The sequence below is a fragment of the Furfurilactobacillus milii genome (assembly GCF_021654115.1).
Classification (GTDB): domain Bacteria; phylum Bacillota; class Bacilli; order Lactobacillales; family Lactobacillaceae; genus Furfurilactobacillus; species Furfurilactobacillus milii.
In genome coordinates this window covers 225,647-245,991 of the sequence record NZ_JAIWJF010000003.1, presented here as the reverse complement: position 1 = coordinate 245,991, position 20,345 = coordinate 225,647, and the positions used below count along the sequence as shown (strand labels likewise).

The window sequence follows — 20,345 nt, the reverse complement described above, 5'->3', positions numbered from 1 at the left end:
TCATTTTAGTGTCGTCATCATGTTTTTTAATTCAAAATCAAACTCCAGATTCGCGGACCAAAAACGAGCAAGCCCGTGATCACTGCAAACAAGGCGGCAACCACCACCGCACCAGCAGCAACGTCCTTAACCTGTTTAGCTAGCGGATCAAACTGACCATGCGTGATTAAATCACTCAGAGATTCAGCGATGGTGTTCGCAAATTCTGCCAGAATAACGGTGAAAATGGCCAATGTAATCCATAGCCAGTCCATTCGAGTGATTTGCAAAATTAAACCACACAATAGCGCCGCCAACGCGAAAATAAGGTGATAGCGCATGTTAGGTTCATTATGGATAGTTCCAATAATCCCATCCATGGCGTGATGAAACGCCTGAATAAAATGATGATTCTTCTCTGTTTGTTGCTTATCTGGTGAGGCCATAATCGTCCAAGATCTTTCGTTGTAAATCAAACATCACTTTTTCATCAGCTGGTTCCATGTGATCGTATCCGTTTAAATGCAGAAACCCATGAACCGCTAAGAAACCTAATTCGCGATCATAAGAGTGCCCAAGGTATTCCGCCTGGTCAGCAACTTTGTCAACGGAGATCATAATGTCCCCAATATTCATCGGAATTTCCTGACGTAGCTCATCGTCCATGACAATCTCATCTTCGTCGTCTGGATCCTCTTCAATGGCAAAACTAATCACGTCCGTTGCTTTATCAACACCACGATAGTCGCGATTCAACTTTCGAATTCCTTCATTGTTCATGAATGTTAAGGACATTTCCGTATTCTCTGGTAATTTAATTGTCTTCCCGGCAAATTCAAGGATTTCGCGAACCATTGTGACGCGTTCTTCAGGCACGCCTTGTTCCGTTTGATCAACTATCTCAAGATCCATGTTTATTCTTCACTCCGTTAATTTGATTATCTGACCGTATCTGTAGATTAACACATTATTAGTTTAGTCCTGTGTGGGTTGGTTTTCATAGGCGTTAATGATGCTGGCAACGACTGGGTGACGAACCACATCATCTGCATTAAACGAAACAAAACCAATGTGGTTAATGTTTTGCAACAAATTCTGAGCGTCAACCAGTCCCGAATGTTTCCCACGTGGTAGGTCAATTTGGGAAATGTCCCCGTTCACAATCATCTTTGAGCCAAACCCTAGACGAGTCAAGAACATCTTCATCTGCGCATTAGTCGTATTTTGAGCCTCATCCAAAATGACAAACGCTGCATCTAAAGTACGACCACGCATATAAGCAAGCGGCGCAATTTCAATCACTTCTCGGTCTAACAAACGTTGTGTATGTTCTGAACCAAGAATTTGATAAAGTGCGTCATAAATTGGGCGCAAATATGGATCAACTTTTTCCTTTAAATCGCCAGGCAAAAAGCCAAGGCTTTCACCGGCTTCAACAGCGGGCCGCGTTAGGATGATTTTTTCAACATCCCCCCGTTTCAGAGCGGCGACGGCCATTACCACTGCCAAGAAAGTTTTCCCCGTCCCAGCTGGGCCAATACCAAACGTAATGTCGTTATGGCTAATCGATTGAACGTACTGCCGTTGACCATAGTTTTTGACCCGAATTGCCCGTCCATGATCATCCTTAATCAAGGTTTGTTTGTACAAGTCCTGAAAATACTCCAATGTACCACGTTCTGCCATTTTCATGGCCGACACGACATCGGTACTGTTTAACGTAATGCCACTTTTAATTAACTGAACCAGGTTATCAATAATTTTAATTGTGCGATCCACGGACTGTTCTTCATCCCCGGATACAGTAATTGTATCGCCAAAGGCGTGAATATTAACATTCAGGCCTTCCTCCAGCAAGCGTAAATTGGCGTCATTAGCGCCAACTAGGCCAGCTTCTAAATCCGGTGTGGACAAACGGAACTGTCGTTCAAATGCAAACTGGTTTTCTGCCAAAGATGTTTCGCTCCTTTGCTGTTCCTTACTTTATTTTTGATTTATGTCTAAAGACTGGCTCACTACGCCATACTGTCAACCATGATCATCGTTTAATTGTTAAATCGCAGATGACCACATTGAAATCTTTAGATCATAATTAGATAACGCTGTACAATGTCTATTTTATCATAATCGACCACCAGCACAAACATTCTGTAATGCTTGTGGCTAGTGTTATTACAACACCCTTTTTGACCAAACAACCAAAAAATCCTCATTCCCAAATATGAGAATAAGGATTCCATTAATTGCTCATTTCAATAAACTTTGTTCAGTAACCTGGGCACAAACGAAATTAACTTAACAGGTTTTTAACTGCCTGGTTAACCAACTTACCGTCTGCCTTACCCTTAACTTTAGGCATCACAGCACCCATCAGCTTACCAAAGTCAGCCTTGCTTGTTGCGCCAACTTGTTGCGCCGTTTCTTTGACAACATTGTTGATTTCATCTTCACTCATTTGAGCGGGCATGTATTTTTCAACAATCGCAATCTCTGCTTTGGTATCGTCTGCCAAGTCTTGACGATCCGCCTTTTCAAATTCGGTCAATGATTCCTTACGCTGCTTTAACCCACGAGAAACCACTGCGACTTCTTCGTCTGGCGTTAAATCGTGACCCAGTTCAATCTTTTCGTTCATAACACCCGTCTTCAATGAACGGATAACGTTTAATTCTAATTTGTTGCGTGCCTTCATGGCCGTCTTCAAATCTTCATTCAATTGAGATAACAAATCCATAATTCCTCATACCTCCAAATTATTCAGTCACTGAGTGTAGTATACCGCTTCTTGGACAGAAAAAAACGCCAGCCTAAGCTGACGTTCACTTTCACAATTAGAAACGACTCTTCTTGTTCTTACGCTTACGCGCAGCCTCTGACTTAAGCTTACGCTTAACACTTGGCTTTTCATAGAATTCCCGTTTGCGGTATTCTTGAAGGGTCCCGTTCTTCGAAACGGTCCGTTTGAAACGCCGGAGAGCATCATCTAAGGATTCGTTCTTGCGAACAACTGTCTTTGCCATTTGAAATCCCCTCCCTTCGAGCGTTTAGTAACGGTTTTGTACGTTCTGCACTTAACTGTCCTTAAAGAAGTATACAGAAACCTTTGACCTTCGTCAATTATTCGAGCCGATTTATTTCAGAAAAATGCGATTAATTTAAAAATTCATCGTAAGGACGGTCATGTGTAATGTCACTAACAAGATGATCATTAAATTTGCCAGCTTTTAATTCGGCAATTTCGTAGCCATATGGTGCCCGTTTATCCTTTGGCTTATTCTCAGGATCCACGGCAACGTATGGCGTCTCCATAATTTTTGGCACGTTAACAAATCGTTCATCGTGGGCAATTTGATTCAAACGATCGAAACCAATCGTACCATATCCTAAGTTGGTATGGCGATCCTTGTGCGCCCCTTGAGGATTTTTCGAGTCATTTAAGTGAATAACTTTTAATCGATCTAAACCAATAATCTGATCAAAGTCGTTCATTACACCATCAAAATCACCCTTAATATCATAGCCCGCATCGCTGGTATGACAAGTGTCAAAGCAGACAGACAGCTTATCATTTAGCGTGACGCCATCAATCATCTCAGCAATTTGATCAAACGTAATGCCAACTTCGGTACCTTTGCCAGCCATGGTTTCAATGGCAATCTGAGCATGCTGATCAGGTGTCAGAATCTCATTTAAGCCTTTAATAATTGATTGAATGGCAGCTTGCGGACCTGCACCTACGTGAGCACCTGGATGCAAGACAATCTGTTCTGCTCCCAGTGCGTCCGCACGTTTGACCTCTTCCCTGAGAAAATCAACGGCAAACGCAAAGCTTTCTGGCTTAAATGTATTCCCAAGATTAACAATATAGGGAGCATGGACAACAATGTGACCCAAATCGTGTGCCGCCATAAACGTGTGGCCAGCTTCAATATTTAATTCCTCAATTGGCTTGCGACGCGTGTTTTGTGGTGCCCCTGTATAAATCATAAATGTGTTGGCACCGTATTTTGCTGCTTCTTCAGCAGAACCCAACAGCATTTTTTTACCGCTCATGCTTACGTGTGATCCGACTAACATCATTTTCTCCCTTCAAACTTGAATATCTAATTTTTACAGCCTTGGCTCATAAAAATTCCCCAGAATCCTGACAATATTACTCAGCGACACAAATGAATTGGGATCCGATTCGTTGATGGCCTCCTGCAGCTCACCAACTTCATAGCCAGAGATAACTGTAAATAAAATCGATTTCTTATTGTGTTTGTAAGCTCCCTCGGCGCCATGCACAATGGTAATGCCACGACGAATGTGATGTTGGACCGAATCCACGACCGTTTTGGGCCGATCCGTAATAATCATCACCTGCATCCGCTGTTGACGGGTATACACCATATCCATAACACGCGCGTTCACGAAGATACCAATTGCTGAATAAAAAGCGTATGGCCAACCAAACACAAAACCGGCAGCAACAATGATGAAGGCATTAAAGGTCATGTTAATGGTCCCCATTTTACGACCTGTTGCCCGACGGATCACAATGCCTAAAATATCCAACCCACCGGTAGAGATTCCGTAACGCAAGGCTAAGCCGGTACCGAAGCCATTAACGGCACCACCAAAAATCGCACAAATAATCGGATCTGTTGTTAAGGTCACGGGGTGCAGCACCCGAATCATCACTGTTGACATCCCGACGGCAATGATTGTAAAAATCGTAAATCGATGACTAATCTTGATCCACGCCAAAATGAACAGTGGAATATTAAGCAAAAACAGTAGCTCGCCAATGCCAAGGTCCACGCCAAGATAACGTGTCGATAACGTGTGAACCAGCTGGGCCGCTCCTGTAATTCCTGAAGAATAGATATGACCGGGATTCCAAAAGAAATTTAGGGCGATTGAGACACAGATCGAATAAATAAATGCCGTGCCAACCCGACCCGTATACTGGTGCCGTTCAATTAATTGCTGCAAATCATTCATAAAATAATGTCCTTTGTCTTAATGTGCCCCAATTATAACAAACCCATCACGCTGGCGCTTTTTTTATCGCCGCTTTTTTTAGCAGAAACCGTTTCCACAAGTGTTTGATGGTATACTTAAACGATTGACTAACCCGGAGGTATTCATGAATACGCAAGCAAATCAATTTTATAAAGAACCGTGGTTTGGGATTGTGCTAACCATTATTTTCTTTCCGGCCGGAATTTACGTGATGTTCCGTTTCGGTCCTTGGCAAAAACGAACTAAAACCATTCTGGCGATTGTTTTAAGCCTTGTTTGCATCGTTGTTTGGACGATTGCTGGTATGGCACCTGCATCTTCAAATCCCGGTGTGGGCGAAACTTGGTTAAGTACAAGCAAGGGCAAACCGGCTATTAATGTTAGTACCAAACTTCACTTTAATGTAGATAACAAGGGTCGCGTACAGCTAAAAGGATCAACTAATTTGCCGGATCAAACAAAGCTACACGTCACCATTAGCCGCGGGGATACAATTGTCGGCGATGATGTAACGGTCAAATCCCAAGCGTGGTCAACAAATGCTTTGACTCATAATAATCAGCCGCTCACCCCAGCTACCTACAAAGTTCATATCACCTCAAAAGGCTGGTCAACACAACCCAAAACCGTAACCGCAAAAGTCGGCACGCAAGGACAACAATTACGTGGCCATGAAGTGACCAAAACTGGCAAGCAACGTTCCGTTGACATCCTTAAAACAGTCAGTTATCAACCTTAATTAATATGTCTCGTCAAAAATACCGCTCATTCGCCTACACATCATCTTTGATCTGTAGCAACGAATGAACGGTATTTTTATTTGTGTTTAATAAAAGCGTTTATCAATGTGTAATGGATTGGAATAGCTTAAATGAAAACAGACTATTCGTCTTCTGAAGCGCCAGTGACATCATCAGGCTCAGAATCAACCGCTGTTTCCGTCGATGCTGATGTTGGTTCAGCACTTGCTACTGACGTTGGTTCTTCCTCATCTTCGGATGCACCAGTGCTGGCATCAGTTTCGGGCGTTGCTGGGGCTGTTGCCGGAGCAACGGCCTGTTCATCCGCTGACGAGGCACCTGTCGAAGCGTCAGCCGCTTCTGCTGATGCACCGGTTACAGCATCTGGATCATCAACTAACTTCTGACCGGTCTTAGCCAAATACCATTTGATCATTGGCATTAAATCTTCAACGTATTCATTAATCCCAAGATATTTATTCTCGCTGTCGCGCATCGCACGATAAGCATGCAAAATGTATTTATCCGGTCCATTACCTGGGACTGGCATCTTAATTTCGTCTCTTTGACCAGTCCGCAACATGTGAATTACTTCTTTAACATGCTTAACAGCACGAGCTGGATGAACCATTGACATTGGATCGCCTGCCTGGGCTGGTGTCCGCGGTGCCAACATTTTATCGGCGGGCAGCATGTGGTTGTAGTAAATGAACTGATTGTTACTGTCTGCGTACGTCAATTCAATCGGCATTGAGTTTAAAAATGCGTTCAGCTGATCAACTGTTAAAAGGCCACGGTCGAGTTTAACGTACGTATCACCGTCGACGGCATTGACCTTTTTGGCTGCCTGTTCCACCCAGTCATCAGCGCCCATATCAACGCCTTCGACAGTCGTATCAATCTTGCTAGAAGCAGTTAAGTCTTCATCTTCAGCGCTAGTTGGCTGAGGTTCGTTTAACATATTAATCACCCTTACAAACTTAACAAACTTATCTAACGTACTGCCAAGAAACTTAACGGTGTTGGCATCCTTCAAATTGTCGTTTTCATCAAAGGCTTGCTTAACATCTGCCAGCAGAAATTCATTACCGGGCATAACAATGGCGTTAACACCAGGTGATTCCAAAATCTGGCGAAGCATCAACTGAGCTCGCGAAGAACCTTGGTCATAGTAAGAAGCACCAACAATCATCACCGGTTTGTCTGAAAATGGGTGAACATTGAATGATAACCATTCAATAACACTCTTTAAACTAGCCGTTAGTGTGTGATTATGCTCTGGTGTCGCAATAATAACTCCGTCCGCCTGACTGATTTTTCGGGTTAGGTAGGCAATTGGTTCACTGTCCGTTTGATCATCGCTTTGATTAAACATTGGCACATCATTAATATCTAAAATTTCTAAATCAACCGTGTCGCTGAAGTGGTTTGCGATAAACTTCAACAACATCCGGTTATAAGAATGGTCCGCTACCGAACCGGCAATTCCTACAAGTTTCATTATTTGTCGTCTCCTAATCACTCGCTTGAGTCACGTTACTGTTTGTCCCAAGAATAGTCGCTTGCTTCTTGGCGATTGATGCTTGTTGCGTGGTTAAGCTGCTTGGCCAAACCAACAAATGTTTGGAAATCGGCAAACAACCCATCAAGTTTGCTCAACTTTTCTTGGTCTAACAAATTTCCGTCGTCATCGAACGCTTGCAAGGAATGATCCAACAAGAATTCTGAACTTGGCATAATGCGTGCCCGCAATTCTGGTGAGTCCAAAATGATGCGCAAGTGTCCTTGGGCTCTTGAAGAACCAAGTGCACCATACGAAGACCCGGTAATCATCACCGGTTTGTCCACAAACGGATGGATTCCGTAAGATAACCATTCAAGTACATTCATTAAAGCTGCTGGAACAGAATGATCGTATTCAGGTGTACTGATAATGACACCATCTGACTGATCAATCTTATCAGCGATGGCTAAGGCTGCATCAGGCACTTTCATGTTGTCTGGTTTATTAAAGACGGGTAAGCCTTTAATTTCTACCACTTCAATGTCGGCCTGATCAGCATAGTGTCGCTTCATAAATTGGAGCAATTCACGGTTTGTTGATTTATCCGAATTGGTTCCAACTAAAGCAATATATTTATTCATGTTGAAGATCCCTTCTATTTCGGTAAACTTAATCGTCATTTGTGCAATATCGTTCATGACGACTGCCATCACTATTGTAAAGAATTTCACACAATCAAGCAACATAATCCGGTATTAATAAATCCGCGAATATTGTTGATATGCCTGTAATTCGCTGAATACGTTGATGTTTAAATAATTAAATTTAAAATAACTGCCGTTCCGCCAGTGAGAGACGCCGTTTCATGAGGACCGGATTCAACCCGCTCAACCCGCGGTTTTCATCCTCGATTCTGAGCTGAAGTTCGCATCTCAGAAGTCGTCCCACAACACTACATGGCCAAAATTCAGGCCATAAGTGTTGTCGACACGAAACTATGTCTCTCACTGGCTCCACTCCTTTTGACATGAAAATCACACACCTGTAGCCCACCACAACAAGATTCAGCATTGTGAAACTGAATGCTTATTAATCAAAGTAATGAAATTCTGTTGTCTTTAACTTTCTCAGCAACTGAACCTTTGTCATGTGTGGTGTTGGATATAAAAAAATTAGTGAAAGCAGTAAACTGCCATCACTAATTTTTTTGAAATATGAACCAAATGTCGAAATACAAACAGCTTTATACGGCCCGTCGTAGTCAAATGTTGAGCAAACTACTACTGCCAGTTGCGATAAATCAAATTAGCTGAAGCGTGTCACTGTTGACAACCGTAAGCGGCATCCGGCAGTATCAAACAGCCAACGATCTCAAAATTGTTTACTCTTTGTCTTTCTCAGTCACATTCAGATACAATTCTTCCAATTGTTTGTCAGCAACTGGACTTGGGGCTTCAGTCATTGGTTCAGTCGCTTTCGAGTTCTTCGGGAAGGCAATGACTTCACGAATGTTGTCTGAGCCTGCCAAAAGTCGTGCAAACCGGTCAAGACCGATAGCCAGACCACCATGCGGTGGAAAACCGTAATCCAATGCGGTTAGTAAGAAACCAAACTGAGCATTGGCACGTTCAGGCGTAAATCCTAGCGCCTTCAACATCTTTTCTTGCAATTCACGTGTGTGGATACGGATTGAACCACCACCAAGTTCCAAACCATTCAAAATAATATCGTAACTTTGGGCATGCGCTTCGTAAGGGTTCTCACCTTCATTTAAGAAGTGCTCGTCACCTTCGTTTGGCATGGTGAATGGGTGATGCGCTGGTACCCAACGTTGATCCCCTTCGTCATATTCAAACAACGGCCAGTCGATGATCCAAAGGAAAGCAAACTTCTTAGGGTCGATCATGTCTAATTCTTTAGCAATCGTTACCCGCAAATATGACAAGCTGTCAGCAACGACCTTACTACGATCAGCGACAAACAGCAATAAGTCGCCTTCATGAGCATCCATCGCAGTCGTGATTTCGTTGTACTGGTCATTAACAAACTTGGCAACGGGACCGCTGAATTCGTCGGCGCCAACTTTGGCCCAAGCCAAGCCTTTGGCACCAAAACGTTTGATGTAATCAGTAAAGGCATCAATTTGCTTACGTGAATAATGATCTGCACCACCAGGTACCGCAATCCCCTTAACCTGGCCGCCATTTTCAACGGCACCACTGAAGACCTTGAAAGAACTGTCCTTCACGATGTCAGAAATGTCCTTTAACTCCATACCAAACCGTAAATCAGGCTGGTCCGTGCCAAACCGGTCCATGGATTCTTGCCACGTAATCCGGTCGAATGGCAACTTAACGTCTAAATTCAACGTGTTCTTCATAACGCGGGCAATTAAGCCTTCGGTCATATCCATGATGTCATGCTGGCTCATGAAGCTTGTTTCCATATCAATCTGAGTAAATTCAGGTTGGCGGTCACCACGTAAGTCTTCATCCCGGAAACAACGGGCTAATTGATAATAACGGTCAAAACCGGCACCCATCAACAGCTGTTTGAACAACTGTGGTGACTGTGGCAATGCGTAAAAGTGACCAGGGTAAATCCGGCTTGGCACAAGATAGTCACGTGCACCTTCTGGCGTTGACTTTGTTAAGTCTGGCGTTTCAATGTCAATGAAACCATTTTCATCAAAGTAACTGTGAACTGCTTGCGTGATCTTACTCCGCAAAATTAAACCACGTTGCATTTCTGGCCGACGTAAATCTAGGTAACGATACTTCAGCTTTAAATCTTCGGAAGCTTCAACACCATCCGCAATATCAAATGGTGGCACCTTGGATTTGTTCAAGATAGTTGCATCGCTAACTTCGATTTCAACTTTCCCAGTCTTCATGTCTGGGTTAACTTCTTTGGCACTGCGAGCCTTAACAACCCCGCTGACCTTAATGACATATTCACTACGCATCTGTTCCGCTAAATTCAAAGCGGATTCACTGTTTGCGGCACTGAATACTAACTGAACTAGTCCTTCGCGGTCACGTAAGTCGATAAAAATCAGCTTACCTAAATCACGTCGTTTTTGAACCCAGCCAAACAGGGTAACCTGCTGGCCTTCATAACTTTCGTCAATTAAACCTGCGTATTGCGTTCGTTCCATATTCTCTCGCTCTCCTTCTGATTGTTCGAACCTTACCGGACTTCGGCACCACTCTATTCTTCCGAATACTTATCGTATACGCTGGCGAAGTCTTGATAAATGGCATCCATCGGTAATGTTGTTTCTTCACCCGTTCTCATACTCTTGAAATGAACCGTTTGGTTTTCAAGTTCCTGGGCACCAACCGTAATGGTGAATTCTGCTTGACGGCGATCGGCGGTTTTAAACTGCGCCTTTGGTTTGCGATTCAAGTAATCACGATCCGCGCTGAAGCCTGCCTGCCGAATTGCTTGAACCAACTTTAACGTTTCAACATTAGTTTCCTCACCAATGCCAACAACGTAAGCATTTAGCGGATTGCTGATCGGCGCCGTAACATCTAAATTGTCCAATAAGAGCAACAACCGTTCCATCCCGATGCCGAAACCAAATCCGGGTGTTTCTGGTCCGCCGAGTTCCTCGACTAACCCGTTATAACGACCACCACCACAAATGGTCATCCAACCATGACCGAGCGCAGGCGAATTCGTTTCAATTTCAAAGATAGTGTGGTTGTAATAATCAAGTCCGCGAACCATCGTTGGGTCAATTTCAAACGGAATTTTTAATGCTTCTAGCATTTCCTTAACTGTATCCAAATGCTTTTGTGCATCCGGTGTCATGAAATCGAGAATCGACGGTGCATTAGCAACGATTTCCTGATCTTTTTTATCTTTACTATCAAGCACTCGCAACGGATTCTTGTGCAAACGTGACTGAGAATCTTCACTGAGGTCGTTGAAATGAGGCTCAAGGTAATCAACTAGTGCCTGATGATACGCTTCGCGAGTTTCTTTATCGCCCAAGGAGTTCACGGCCAGTTTTAGATTCGTCAAACCGAGATGATTAAAGAAATCCATTGCCATTGCCATGATTTCAACATCAACTGCCGGTGAATCGCTACCAAATGATTCAACCCCAATTTGATGGAACTCCCGACTACGGCCAGTTTGGGGACGTTCATAACGGAACATTGGTCCCATGTAGAAAACTTTGTATGGCTTTTCTTGTTCGGGTGCGTAAAGTTTATTTTCAACGTAGGCCCGAACGACGCCGGCCGTTCCCTCTGGCCGCAACGCAATGTGGCGATCACCCTTATCATGGAAGTCATACATTTCCTTTGTGACAACATCACTGGTATCGCCAGCTGATCGTGAAAACACCTCAAAGTTTTCAAACATTGGCGTGCGAATTTCATGAAATTGATAATCGTTAAATAATAGTCGTGCTGTATCTTCTACATAACTCCATTTTTCCGACATTCCCGGTAAAATATCGGCCGTGCCTTTTGGTCGTTGATATTTCATGTGTTTGCCTCCAGTGCAATTTAATATAAACCATTTATCAGAGCATAAAAAAACGCCCCTGAATGTTCATCATCAAGGGCGCTTTACGCACGGTACCACCTTTATAAGTTCTCATGGTAACGTCCTGCTGCGACGGGATTTTCATCCACCTAAAAAGTGTCTTCACAACATTGACCGGACAAGTTTTCACCAACCACTTGCTCTCTGAGTGGGTCGCCGTTGCTAGTAATCTTTCATTAACGGTTTTAATATTATTTCTACGTGTTTAAAACTTAGTTTAGTTTTGCCCTTCTGTCAAGTCGAATCACGTTTTTTCCCGCCTTTCTGGCGTGAGTTTGCTATAATTGATGTACTTTATTGTACAAGGATTGAGATAATGAAATTTTTGAAACAACGATGGTTCCAATTACTGCTAACAATTGCTGTAACAGTAACGCTCGGTGTCTTACTCGTATTGCTGACGCATGAAGAAACGGTGACGGTGAGCATTAATCAATTGAATGTGCGCTCTGGACCAAACGTCAATTATAAAACGGTTCATAAGGCCAAACTAAATTCTCGATTGGTCAAGATTGGCGAAAAGAATCTGTGGTACCACGTTCGCTACGATGACCGTCATACAGGCTGGGTGGCAAGTTGGCTCGTTAACCGCAGAACCAATTTGAAAGAGGCCACTAACCTGTCTGAAGCCACCATTGTGATTGATCCCGGCCACGGGGGTAACGATTCTGGCGCACTTCATACATTAGATGCGACGTCGTCAAAGTATATGGAAAAAACGTACACGCTAAAGGTTGCTCAAGAAGTGGCAGCTGATCTACGCCGTCACGGCGCTCATGTCATTATGACACGTAACAGCGACAAGTATGTCGGGTTGGCGCCACGGCCGGCCATTGCTAACGAGGTAAAAGCTGACGCCTTCATCAGCATTCACTTCGATTCATCACCAGAAGAAAACCAATCATCAGGATTAACAACCTATTATTATCACAAAAACATTTCAATGAAACTGGCGAAGGCGTTGAATAGCCAAATGAATCATTACCCAATGTCAAATAAGGGCATTGAATTCGGCAACTTTGAAGTAATTCGTGACAACCAACGACCAGCCGTTTTGCTAGAAATGGGTTACATCAATGACCAGGACGACTTTAAGACAATTTCCGGTGTCACGTATCCGTACCGGGTCGCCCATTCTATCACCAAGGGCCTCACTGATTATTTCAGCGATGCTAATTAATTTTTTTAAATGAATGACACATTTCACTATTTAAGAAAGGATGAGTAAGATGAGAAAAAAGACATGGTTTGAGCAACTACCAGTTCATCAGATCAATCAGGTGACCGCCGTTCATGGTGGTGATGTGAACGAGGCCTATCGTCTTGACACGAGTGATGGCACTCAATTTTTGAAAGTTCAGCCTAACCATCCCCAAGCCTTTTTCCAGCATGAAATTGATGGCTTGACCCTATTAGGCCAAGCTGCGACTGTCCCACAAGTATTGGCGACTGGAGAAATCGACGGTGACGCTTTTCTCCTGCTTAGTTGGATCAACGAAGGCTCCGCAGGCAATCAACGAGCGGTTGGCGAAGCACTGGCCAAAGTTCACCAGCGAGTTAGCCCTAATCGGCAATATGGTTTTGATCATGATTTTCTCATCGGCAAAATTCCTAAGCATAATCAATGGCAAGCAGACTGGGGTACCTTTTTCACGACACAACGTTTGGACGCTGTCGTGGATTTAGCCAAGGTCAATCATTATTGGAATCCAAGTCGGGAAGCCCATTATCAAAAAGCACGCCAAGTCTTTCTGAACTTATATTCTGACTATCAACCACTACCATCTTTATTACACGGAGATTTTTGGTCAGGCAACTTCATGTTTGATGACAACGGTGGTGCCGTCTTAATTGACCCAGATGTTTACTACGGTGACCGCGAATTTGATATTGGTGTCACTACTGTCTTTGGCGGGTTCAACGAAGATTTCTACAATGGCTATCAAAGTGTCTTCCCCTTTGCTAAGGGGTTTGATCAACGGTTGCCATTCTACCGTCTTTACTATCTTTTAGTGCATCTAAACTTATTTGGGCTCACCTATGCAGGTGCGGTCGATCAGATACTCGATAATTATTAATTGTTCAAAATAAATAAATTTATACTAAATCAATTTAGCCGTGAGCAGAAATGTCATCACGGTTTTTGTTTGCCCTGAAATACTCAGGCTTAAACTAAAAAAAACGATTAGCGCAGTAAATCCGCTAATCGTCTCAAACTATTATTGATGATCTCTTTCATACATCAAGGTTACGGGGCCGTCGTTAACCAAACTCACCTGCATATCAGCACCAAATTTACCCGTTTCAACCGGCACTTGCACCGCAAGCTGTTCGTTAAAGTACCGCCATAATGGCTCTGCCATAGATGGTTGACCAGCATTAGAGAATCCTGGTCGATTACCCTTTGCTAAATCAGCATACAACGTAAACTGAGAAACAGACAAAATCTGCCCGGCAACATCCTGAATGTTTAAATTCATCTTGCCATCTTCATCACTGAAAATACGGCAATTTAAAATTTTGTGAGCAAGGTAATCCGCCTCAACCTGTGTATCCGTTGGTGCAATGCCAACCAGTAATAACAATCCTTGGTTTATTTGTCCAACGGTCACCTGATTAATGTCTACCCTAGCCTGACTTACTCGTTGCAACAGAACGCGCATTATCTATATCCTCCAAAAATCGGACTACGAAATAATCAAAATCCGATTAGTGTGTTGCCCGAAGCACTTCGTACACATCTGGAACGTTTTTCACGTTGTCCATAATATGGTTAAGAACCTCCAGATTGCGGACACCAACGGTCGCAGAAATGACGACCATCTTATTATGGTCCACTTTACCGGTCACAGAGGTCAAGAACTTAGTTGTGTTGTTGATCATCCGTAGAACATCGTTCAATAGACCATTCCGGTTATAACCGCGGATTTCAATATCAGCGTTGTAGTTAGTCCGGTTATTTTCCGGATCATCCCATTCAACGTCCACAATTCGCTCGCCGTGTTCTTCTGCCGATTTAACGTTAGGGCAATCAGCTCTATGGACAGAAACGCCACGACCCTTCGTGATGTAACCGACAATCGCGTCACCCGGAATTGGTGAACAACAGTGGCTCAAGCGAACAAGAAGATTGTCAACGCCTTCAATGATGACCCCATCAGAGGACGATTGTTTGGCATCAGCCTTAGCAGTGGTTTCCTGCGTTTCTTCGCTCTTTTCACTGCTATCAGTGAGAATTTCCCGTTCCGTCTCAGCTTGTTTGTCAGCAGCAATTTTAGCCCGCTCGTCCGAAGTCAAACGATTAGCAACGCCGCGCGGTGCAGCATCCCCGAAACCAATGGCAGATAACAGATCATCCGCTGAACGATAATGCATCCGTTCTGCTACATTCTCCAGTTTGACATCCGTCATGATCTCTTTTGGATCAAAATTAAGCTCACGCAATTCGTGTGTAATCATGTCGCGACCAGCGTCAATATTTTCTTCACGATCCATTTTGCGGAAATATTGTTTGATCTTATTACGTGCGCGTCGTGTGTGGACTAGGTTGACCCAGTCACGACTTGGACCGCTGGAATTCTGTGACGTCATGATATCAACAATGTCACCTGTTTTGATTTCAGAATCCAGCGGCACAATCTTACCGTTGACTTTTGCCCCAGTCGTATGATTACCGACTTGCGTATGGATAATGTAAGCCATGTCTAACGGTCCGGCGCCCTTTGGCAATTCAAGTACATCACCCTTAGGTGTGAACGCGTAAACAGAATCTGTGAACAAGTCACCCTTCACGCCTTCCATAAAGTCATCAGCGTTAGTGGCGTTGTTCTGTAGTTCAATGATTTGTTTAAACCAATTTAGCCGATCGCCGTTACTGGTTTCTTGAACTTCATCTGTTTGCCCTTCTTTATAAGCCCAATGCGCGGCAACCCCAAATTCGGCCACCCGATGCATTTCTTCCGTCCGAATCTGTACTTCCAATGGCTTGCCTTCAGGACCGATAACGGTCGTGTGAAGAGATTGGTACATGTTTGCCTTAGGCATCGCAATGTAATCTTTAAACCGTCCTGGCATCGGCGTCCAGTGCGTGTGAATTGCACCTAAAACCGCGTAACAATCACGAATTGATTGAACAATAACCCGAATGGCCAACAAATCATAAATCTGATCAAACTGCTTATGCTTGTCAACCATCTTGCGGTAAACGGAGTAAATGTGTTTTGGGCGACCATAAACTTCCGTTTTGATGTGTAAGTCGCTAATGGCATCTTTAAGTTCGCCTATCGCTTCATTGATAATCTCAATTCGCTGATTCCGTTTGGAATTCATCAAGTGAACAATCCGATAATATTGTTCCGGATTGAGGTAACGCAGGCTTAAGTCTTCGAGTTCCCACTTAATGGTGCTGATCCCTAACCGATCCGCTAGTGGTGCATAAATTTCCAGCGTTTCATTCGCAATTCTGCGCTGTTTATCTGGGCGCAGATGCTGTAAAGTCCGCATATTGTGTAACCGATCCGCCAACTTCACAATGATGACACGAATATCATGCGACATCGCTAGTAGTAATTTACGGTGATTTTCTGCTAATTGTTCTTTGTTGGAGCGATATTTAATCTTACCGATTTTAGTGACGCCATCGACGATTTCAGCAACGTCATTGCCAAACTCATTACGCAGGTCATCAAGTGTTGCAACCGTATCCTCAACCACATCGTGAAGAAAACCGGCTTCGACCGTTTCTGGATCCATTCGCAGATCGGCTAAAATTGCCGCTACTTGAATTGGATGCATAATATATGGCTCACCCGACTGACGCTTTTGTTCAGCGTGAACCTTAGCCGCAAACTCATATGCTTCCCGCACTTGGGCCACGTGCTCTGTATTCATGTAAGAACTGACCTGAGCCATAACTTCATCAGCTGTCCAAATATGTTCTTTTGACATTATTTCACCCCAAATGCATTTATTGTTGTCCTAATTTTACCCGAAAAGGTAAATTAAACAATGCCTACGCTTAAATCTACCGCTTACAGTAAGCCATTGATAGCAAAAATGCCAGTCCTAGGTAATCACCTAACACTGGCAGCAACATAATCTAAGTCATTAACGACCAACCGCTAATTTACCGGCAGCAACTGTCTCCGCTTGATGCGCATGGGCCGAAAGCGAACGGTGGTCAGTGGTAAAACCCGTGTGGAAACCACTCACAAAATAGCTAACACACGCATACCCAATTGCAAGGTAATAGGCGTACTCATGTGCATTGTCTTTCAAGAAATATGTGAACAGCGCAAATAACAGTGGGAAAATCAAAACACGCCAACTGTCATGCTGTGACCGACCAATTTGCCAGCCACTTACCAGCGCATATACACCATTAATACCGAGTAACACCCACATTACTTTATGGTAAACGGTCATGCTACTGGCATTAGCCAGCCATGGTAACAAACCGCCAAAAAATAAACCGAGTAACCAATACTGCCAACCACTATGTGCCCTCAGACCTGTCATTGAATCGCCACGCTTTTCATCAAATTTTAATTTATGTTGAACATTATAGCCAATTTCCCGAACAGCGTCACGATTAATTTTCATTAATTTACATTTTCTGAATCTTTTTGCAGCTCAACAGCATAAGATAGCGCACTCAAAAAGTACAACGGCGCCGTTTCGGTTCGTAAAATTCGCGGTCCCAATCCCGCGGCTACGTAACCATTTGCGGTCAGGTCGTCAACTTCTTGAACCGTCAGTCCACCTTCCGGTCCGAAAATGACATTGATTGTCTGACCAATCCGTATTTTTTCAAACGTCTGAACTAAATGACCGGTCTCCTGCTTTTTGGCCGACTCTTCCCAGGCTACCAGATTAAAATCAGCGGGCATTGCTGCCGCTTCCTTCAAAGAACTCGCGTATTTCAATTGAGGAATCACAAGACGGTGTGATTGCTGAGCAGCATTAGTCGCAATCACCTGTAATCGTGACAACTTTTTAGCAGCCTTTTGTTTCCATGAAGCGACTGACCATTGTGTAGGTACAAAAACAATTTCGTGAACGCCCAATTCGGTTGCCTTTTGCGTAATTAATTCGGCTTTGTCACCCTTAGGCACCCCACAAATAATGCGGGCGTGTACTGGTAATTCCACGTCAACAGTTTGCTTGCGTTCCACATGCATCGTCGCGCTTCGGTGATCACTATCCAACTTAACTAGTTGTGCAATCAATAATTCGTGTAACGGTGTGACAAACTCAGCTTCAGTGCCCTCTGTGGCACGCAGTACCTGAACAAAATGTTTGTATGTCGCCGCGTCCAACTGAAATTCTGTTGTTTGTTGCCAGTCATGCGGCAAAAAATAGTGTTGCATCAGTCGTCTGCCTCCGGCTTTTTAGCGATAATGCCATACCAGTCGCCACGCCGCAAGGTTTCGACAACTTGATAACCAGCTTCCCTCAGTTTGCCAACGACCAACGGATATTTATCCGCAATAATGCCGCTAGTTAAAAACAGGCCGCCTTTTGGCAACAACGGCCAGGTTTGCGGAATCAGTGGCACAATAATATCGGCTAAAATATTGGCAACAATGATGTCGGCTGTTTGTGTAACGCCCTTTAGCAGGTCATTGGCACTCACATGGACATCCTTAGCAACTGGGTTGAGATCCAAGTTGCTTTTAGCCGAGTCTACAGCAATTTGATCAACGTCATACGCAAAAACTTCACCAGCGCCAAGCTGTTTTGCTGCAATAGACAACACACCAGAGCCTGTACCAACGTCCAGTACCGTTTCACCGCCACGAATGGTTAATTCCAACGCCTGTAACATCAATGCCGTCGTTGGATGAGTACCAGTACCAAATGCCATGCCAGGATCTAGAATTAACGTTTTTTCGTTTTTGTCGGCCGGCTGATAATGCTCCCAACTGGGAACAACCGTCAAATAACGAGTAACACGTACTGGATGATAATATTTTTTCCAGACGTTAGCCCAGTCGGCTTCTGCAACTGGTTTTTGCAACACGGTTGCCGGTCCGGCATCCAAGCCAAAATTATCCAGCTCGTTAATCCGTTGTTCAATTATCGGAATGATCGATGAGAGTTCAATGGTCTCAGGATAATAAGCGGTCACCACAGCACCATGCATCAAATGTGGTAAATCTCGCTTATCCAGTAGTTCACCAGGAAATTCTGGTTGCAATGCAGCAAAATCCGCTGCGTCATCAATTTTAGTACCAGATGCACCAGCATCCATTAAAATGTTACTCACAGCCTCTACCGCTTCGTTAGTCGTTGTCACGCTTACTTCTGTCCATTGCACCTTAGTTTTCTTCCTTTCACTTTTAAAAATTAATTAGGCTTTTTCACTGCCATTAAACGGTCCAGTAATAACCACTTTACCGACCATTTTGTTGGCTTCGACTAATTGATGCGCAGCCCGCAAATTGTCAGCGTTGATGCCTGAATCAATCGTCGTGCTTAACGTCGTGCGCAGGACTCGTTGATCTGCTAATTCGGCGATTTTTGCTAACAATTGACCTTGGGAGTCGAGATCGACACCATAATCACTTTTTGCAAACATATATTCCCAATCAAAACTAGCAGCCTTATTCTTCAATAGTCCCATCGGCAACGACTCGCGATTCTCGACGATGGATGCCACATGACCAAACGGCTTGATTAATTTTGCTGCTGTCTCAAAGTACTGATCGGTTGAGTGCAGAATTAAGATACCATCAAAGAAATTGATTCCCGCTTCGGCCACTTGAGGCGCCAAGTCTTCACGATGATTAAAAATGTGAGTAGCGCCCATTTCTTTGACCCAATCACGAGTTTCTGGGCGTGACGCTGTTGCTGAAACAGTCAATCCTGCCCACTTAGCCAGTTGAATAGCGACAGATCCTACGCCACCAGCACCATTAATAATTAACAGTTGTTGGCCGATATTGGCATCAGCAGCCATTTTAAAACCCATTTTAGTAAAGAGAACCTCGCCAGCTGTCAAGGACGTTAGTGGCAACGCTGCGGCCTCGGTATCCGTTAAGTGTTCAGGGGCATGCGCAATCAAACGGGCGTCAACCGCCTGTTCTTCAGCATTGGCACCGTCCCGAGCGGTACTACCCGCATAGAACACACGATCACCAATCTTAAAATGATCAACAGCACTGCCAATTTCAGTAATCTGTCCCACTGCATCATAACCAAGAATTGTGCCTACTGTCTGGCTTGTTAGTGCTTGTCGTAACTTGGTATCGACAGGATTAACTGATACTGCCGTAATCTTAACGCGAACGTCATGCTCTCCAACTTTGGGCGTTGGCCGAGTGCCATCGATCATCGCAGCCCGTTCATCAATACTTTGTGTGCCAAATGATTCAATTACCTTCATTGATCTTGACCTCCAACCTTTTTCTGAACTCTATTGTCCCAAAAATTAACTAAAAATACCATCACTGAGCTTGTGCCATCAGTTTATCATTTCTATAACCAACTGTTGAAACCGCTAGATTAACGACCTATTACACCGGTCGCACCTATTGGATACAGCGCGCCGA

Annotated in this window: 20 protein-coding genes; 3 read left to right on the top strand and 17 right to left on the bottom strand. The window is 43.9% G+C overall.

All coding sequences use genetic code 11. From position 1 onward, the window contains the following. Window positions 1-26: 26 nt before the first annotated feature. From LDK34_RS05615 to LDK34_RS05585, 7 genes are all read right to left on the bottom strand, one after another. Window positions 27-425, bottom strand: coding sequence for a diacylglycerol kinase family protein (locus LDK34_RS05615; protein WP_161001243.1), 399 nt, complete (start codon window positions 423-425; stop codon window positions 27-29). Further along, entirely contained in the window at window positions 409-891 is a 483-nt protein-coding gene (ybeY, locus tag LDK34_RS05610) for an rRNA maturation RNase YbeY (protein ID WP_178942457.1), read from the bottom strand. The genes LDK34_RS05615 and ybeY overlap by 17 nt, the downstream gene beginning before the upstream one ends. A gap of 63 nt (window positions 892-954) precedes the next feature. After that, the gene (locus LDK34_RS05605) at window positions 955-1,932 is read right to left on the bottom strand and encodes a PhoH family protein (protein ID WP_161001241.1); all 978 of its coding nucleotides are present in this window, start codon (window positions 1,930-1,932) and stop codon (window positions 955-957) included. Between the two features lie 337 nt (window positions 1,933-2,269). Beyond that, window positions 2,270-2,713, bottom strand: a complete 444-nt coding sequence (locus tag LDK34_RS05600) for a GatB/YqeY domain-containing protein (RefSeq protein WP_161003129.1) — start codon at window positions 2,711-2,713, stop codon at window positions 2,270-2,272. 97 nt (window positions 2,714-2,810) lie between these two features. Then, a complete protein-coding gene (rpsU, locus tag LDK34_RS05595; RefSeq protein ID WP_017261952.1) occupies window positions 2,811-2,999 on the bottom strand; it encodes a 30S ribosomal protein S21 in 189 nt (62 codons plus the stop codon). Between the two features lie 130 nt (window positions 3,000-3,129). Then, entirely contained in the window at window positions 3,130-4,056 is a 927-nt protein-coding gene (locus tag LDK34_RS05590) for a deoxyribonuclease IV (RefSeq protein WP_236941561.1), read from the bottom strand. A 33-nt stretch (window positions 4,057-4,089) separates the two neighbouring features. Next, the gene (locus LDK34_RS05585) at window positions 4,090-4,965 is read right to left on the bottom strand and encodes a YitT family protein (RefSeq protein ID WP_017261954.1); all 876 of its coding nucleotides are present in this window, start codon (window positions 4,963-4,965) and stop codon (window positions 4,090-4,092) included. A gap of 145 nt (window positions 4,966-5,110) precedes the next feature. Between LDK34_RS05585 and LDK34_RS05580 the strand changes: the two genes are divergently transcribed. Beyond that, complete coding sequence (locus LDK34_RS05580) at window positions 5,111-5,725, top strand: hypothetical protein (RefSeq protein ID WP_178942456.1); 615 nt, start codon at window positions 5,111-5,113, stop codon at window positions 5,723-5,725. Window positions 5,726-5,868: 143 nt separating this feature from the next. On the opposite strand, the gene LDK34_RS05575 is transcribed toward LDK34_RS05580, so the two are convergent. The 4 genes from LDK34_RS05575 to hisS form a co-directional block, all read right to left on the bottom strand. After that, on the bottom strand, window positions 5,869-7,227 hold the full coding sequence (locus tag LDK34_RS05575; protein WP_178942455.1) for an NAD(P)H-dependent oxidoreductase: 1,359 nt from the start codon (window positions 7,225-7,227) through the stop codon (window positions 5,869-5,871). 35 nt (window positions 7,228-7,262) lie between these two features. Then, window positions 7,263-7,871 carry an NADPH-dependent FMN reductase gene (locus LDK34_RS05570; protein WP_236941560.1) on the bottom strand — a complete coding sequence of 203 codons (609 nt, stop codon included), beginning with the start codon at window positions 7,869-7,871 and terminating at the stop codon, window positions 7,263-7,265. A 740-nt stretch (window positions 7,872-8,611) separates the two neighbouring features. Further along, a complete protein-coding gene (gene aspS / locus LDK34_RS05565; protein WP_178942454.1) occupies window positions 8,612-10,387 on the bottom strand; it encodes an aspartate--tRNA ligase in 1,776 nt (591 codons plus the stop codon). A 53-nt stretch (window positions 10,388-10,440) separates the two neighbouring features. Beyond that, window positions 10,441-11,733, bottom strand: coding sequence for a histidine--tRNA ligase (hisS, locus tag LDK34_RS05560; protein WP_178942453.1), 1,293 nt, complete (start codon window positions 11,731-11,733; stop codon window positions 10,441-10,443). Window positions 11,734-12,109: 376 nt separating this feature from the next. Here hisS and LDK34_RS05555 point away from each other — a divergent pair, with 376 nt between their 5' ends. Together LDK34_RS05555 and LDK34_RS05550 are read left to right on the top strand one after the other, a co-directional pair. Next, a complete protein-coding gene (locus tag LDK34_RS05555; protein ID WP_236941548.1) occupies window positions 12,110-12,973 on the top strand; it encodes an N-acetylmuramoyl-L-alanine amidase family protein in 864 nt (287 codons plus the stop codon). A gap of 49 nt (window positions 12,974-13,022) precedes the next feature. Further along, window positions 13,023-13,871, top strand: a complete 849-nt coding sequence (locus LDK34_RS05550) for a fructosamine kinase family protein (protein WP_178942451.1) — start codon at window positions 13,023-13,025, stop codon at window positions 13,869-13,871. Window positions 13,872-14,012: 141 nt separating this feature from the next. Here the strand turns inward: LDK34_RS05550 and dtd are convergent, their stop codons facing one another. The 6 genes from dtd to LDK34_RS05520 form a co-directional block, all read right to left on the bottom strand. Further along, window positions 14,013-14,456 (bottom strand): D-aminoacyl-tRNA deacylase, encoded by a 444-nt coding sequence (gene dtd, locus LDK34_RS05545; RefSeq protein WP_178942450.1) that lies wholly within the window; start codon window positions 14,454-14,456, stop codon window positions 14,013-14,015. 46 nt (window positions 14,457-14,502) lie between these two features. Beyond that, window positions 14,503-16,740: a RelA/SpoT family protein gene (locus tag LDK34_RS05540; protein WP_178942449.1), complete on the bottom strand. Its 2,238-nt coding sequence runs from the start codon at window positions 16,738-16,740 to the stop codon at window positions 14,503-14,505. 159 nt (window positions 16,741-16,899) lie between these two features. Next, on the bottom strand, window positions 16,900-17,394 hold the full coding sequence (locus tag LDK34_RS05535) for a hypothetical protein (protein WP_178942448.1): 495 nt from the start codon (window positions 17,392-17,394) through the stop codon (window positions 16,900-16,902). Beyond that, the gene (locus LDK34_RS05530) at window positions 17,394-18,161 is read right to left on the bottom strand and encodes an RsmE family RNA methyltransferase (RefSeq protein ID WP_178942447.1); all 768 of its coding nucleotides are present in this window, start codon (window positions 18,159-18,161) and stop codon (window positions 17,394-17,396) included. The genes LDK34_RS05535 and LDK34_RS05530 overlap by 1 nt, the downstream gene beginning before the upstream one ends. Next, window positions 18,161-19,111: a 50S ribosomal protein L11 methyltransferase gene (prmA, locus tag LDK34_RS05525; protein WP_178942446.1), complete on the bottom strand. Its 951-nt coding sequence runs from the start codon at window positions 19,109-19,111 to the stop codon at window positions 18,161-18,163. The genes LDK34_RS05530 and prmA overlap by 1 nt, the downstream gene beginning before the upstream one ends. A 33-nt stretch (window positions 19,112-19,144) precedes the next feature. Continuing rightward, a complete protein-coding gene (locus tag LDK34_RS05520) occupies window positions 19,145-20,179 on the bottom strand; it encodes a zinc-binding alcohol dehydrogenase family protein (protein WP_178942445.1) in 1,035 nt (344 codons plus the stop codon). Between the last annotated feature and the right edge of the window lie 166 nt (window positions 20,180-20,345).

Coding starts and splice junctions, on each gene's coding strand:
- LDK34_RS05615 (WP_161001243.1), bottom strand. CDS start 425: ATGGCCTCACCAGATAAGCAACAAACAGAGAAGAATCATCATTTTATT.
- ybeY (WP_178942457.1), bottom strand. CDS start 891: ATGGATCTTGAGATAGTTGATCAAACGGAACAAGGCGTGCCTGAAGAA.
- LDK34_RS05600 (WP_161003129.1), bottom strand. CDS start 2,713: ATGGATTTGTTATCTCAATTGAATGAAGATTTGAAGACGGCCATGAAG.
- rpsU (WP_017261952.1), bottom strand. CDS start 2,999: ATGGCAAAGACAGTTGTTCGCAAGAACGAATCCTTAGATGATGCTCTC.
- LDK34_RS05590 (WP_236941561.1), bottom strand. CDS start 4,056: ATGTTAGTCGGATCACACGTAAGCATGAGCGGTAAAAAAATGCTGTTG.
- LDK34_RS05585 (WP_017261954.1), bottom strand. CDS start 4,965: ATGAATGATTTGCAGCAATTAATTGAACGGCACCAGTATACGGGTCGG.
- LDK34_RS05580 (WP_178942456.1), top strand. CDS start 5,111: ATGAATACGCAAGCAAATCAATTTTATAAAGAACCGTGGTTTGGGATT.
- LDK34_RS05575 (WP_178942455.1), bottom strand. CDS start 7,227: ATGAAACTTGTAGGAATTGCCGGTTCGGTAGCGGACCATTCTTATAAC.
- LDK34_RS05570 (WP_236941560.1), bottom strand. CDS start 7,871: ATGAATAAATATATTGCTTTAGTTGGAACCAATTCGGATAAATCAACA.
- aspS (WP_178942454.1), bottom strand. CDS start 10,387: ATGGAACGAACGCAATACGCAGGTTTAATTGACGAAAGTTATGAAGGC.
- hisS (WP_178942453.1), bottom strand. CDS start 11,733: ATGAAATATCAACGACCAAAAGGCACGGCCGATATTTTACCGGGAATG.
- LDK34_RS05555 (WP_236941548.1), top strand. CDS start 12,110: ATGAAATTTTTGAAACAACGATGGTTCCAATTACTGCTAACAATTGCT.
- LDK34_RS05550 (WP_178942451.1), top strand. CDS start 13,023: ATGAGAAAAAAGACATGGTTTGAGCAACTACCAGTTCATCAGATCAAT.
- dtd (WP_178942450.1), bottom strand. CDS start 14,456: ATGCGCGTTCTGTTGCAACGAGTAAGTCAGGCTAGGGTAGACATTAAT.
- LDK34_RS05540 (WP_178942449.1), bottom strand. CDS start 16,740: ATGTCAAAAGAACATATTTGGACAGCTGATGAAGTTATGGCTCAGGTC.
- LDK34_RS05535 (WP_178942448.1), bottom strand. CDS start 17,394: ATGAAAATTAATCGTGACGCTGTTCGGGAAATTGGCTATAATGTTCAA.
- LDK34_RS05530 (WP_178942447.1), bottom strand. CDS start 18,161: ATGCAACACTATTTTTTGCCGCATGACTGGCAACAAACAACAGAATTT.
- LDK34_RS05520 (WP_178942445.1), bottom strand. CDS start 20,179: ATGAAGGTAATTGAATCATTTGGCACACAAAGTATTGATGAACGGGCT.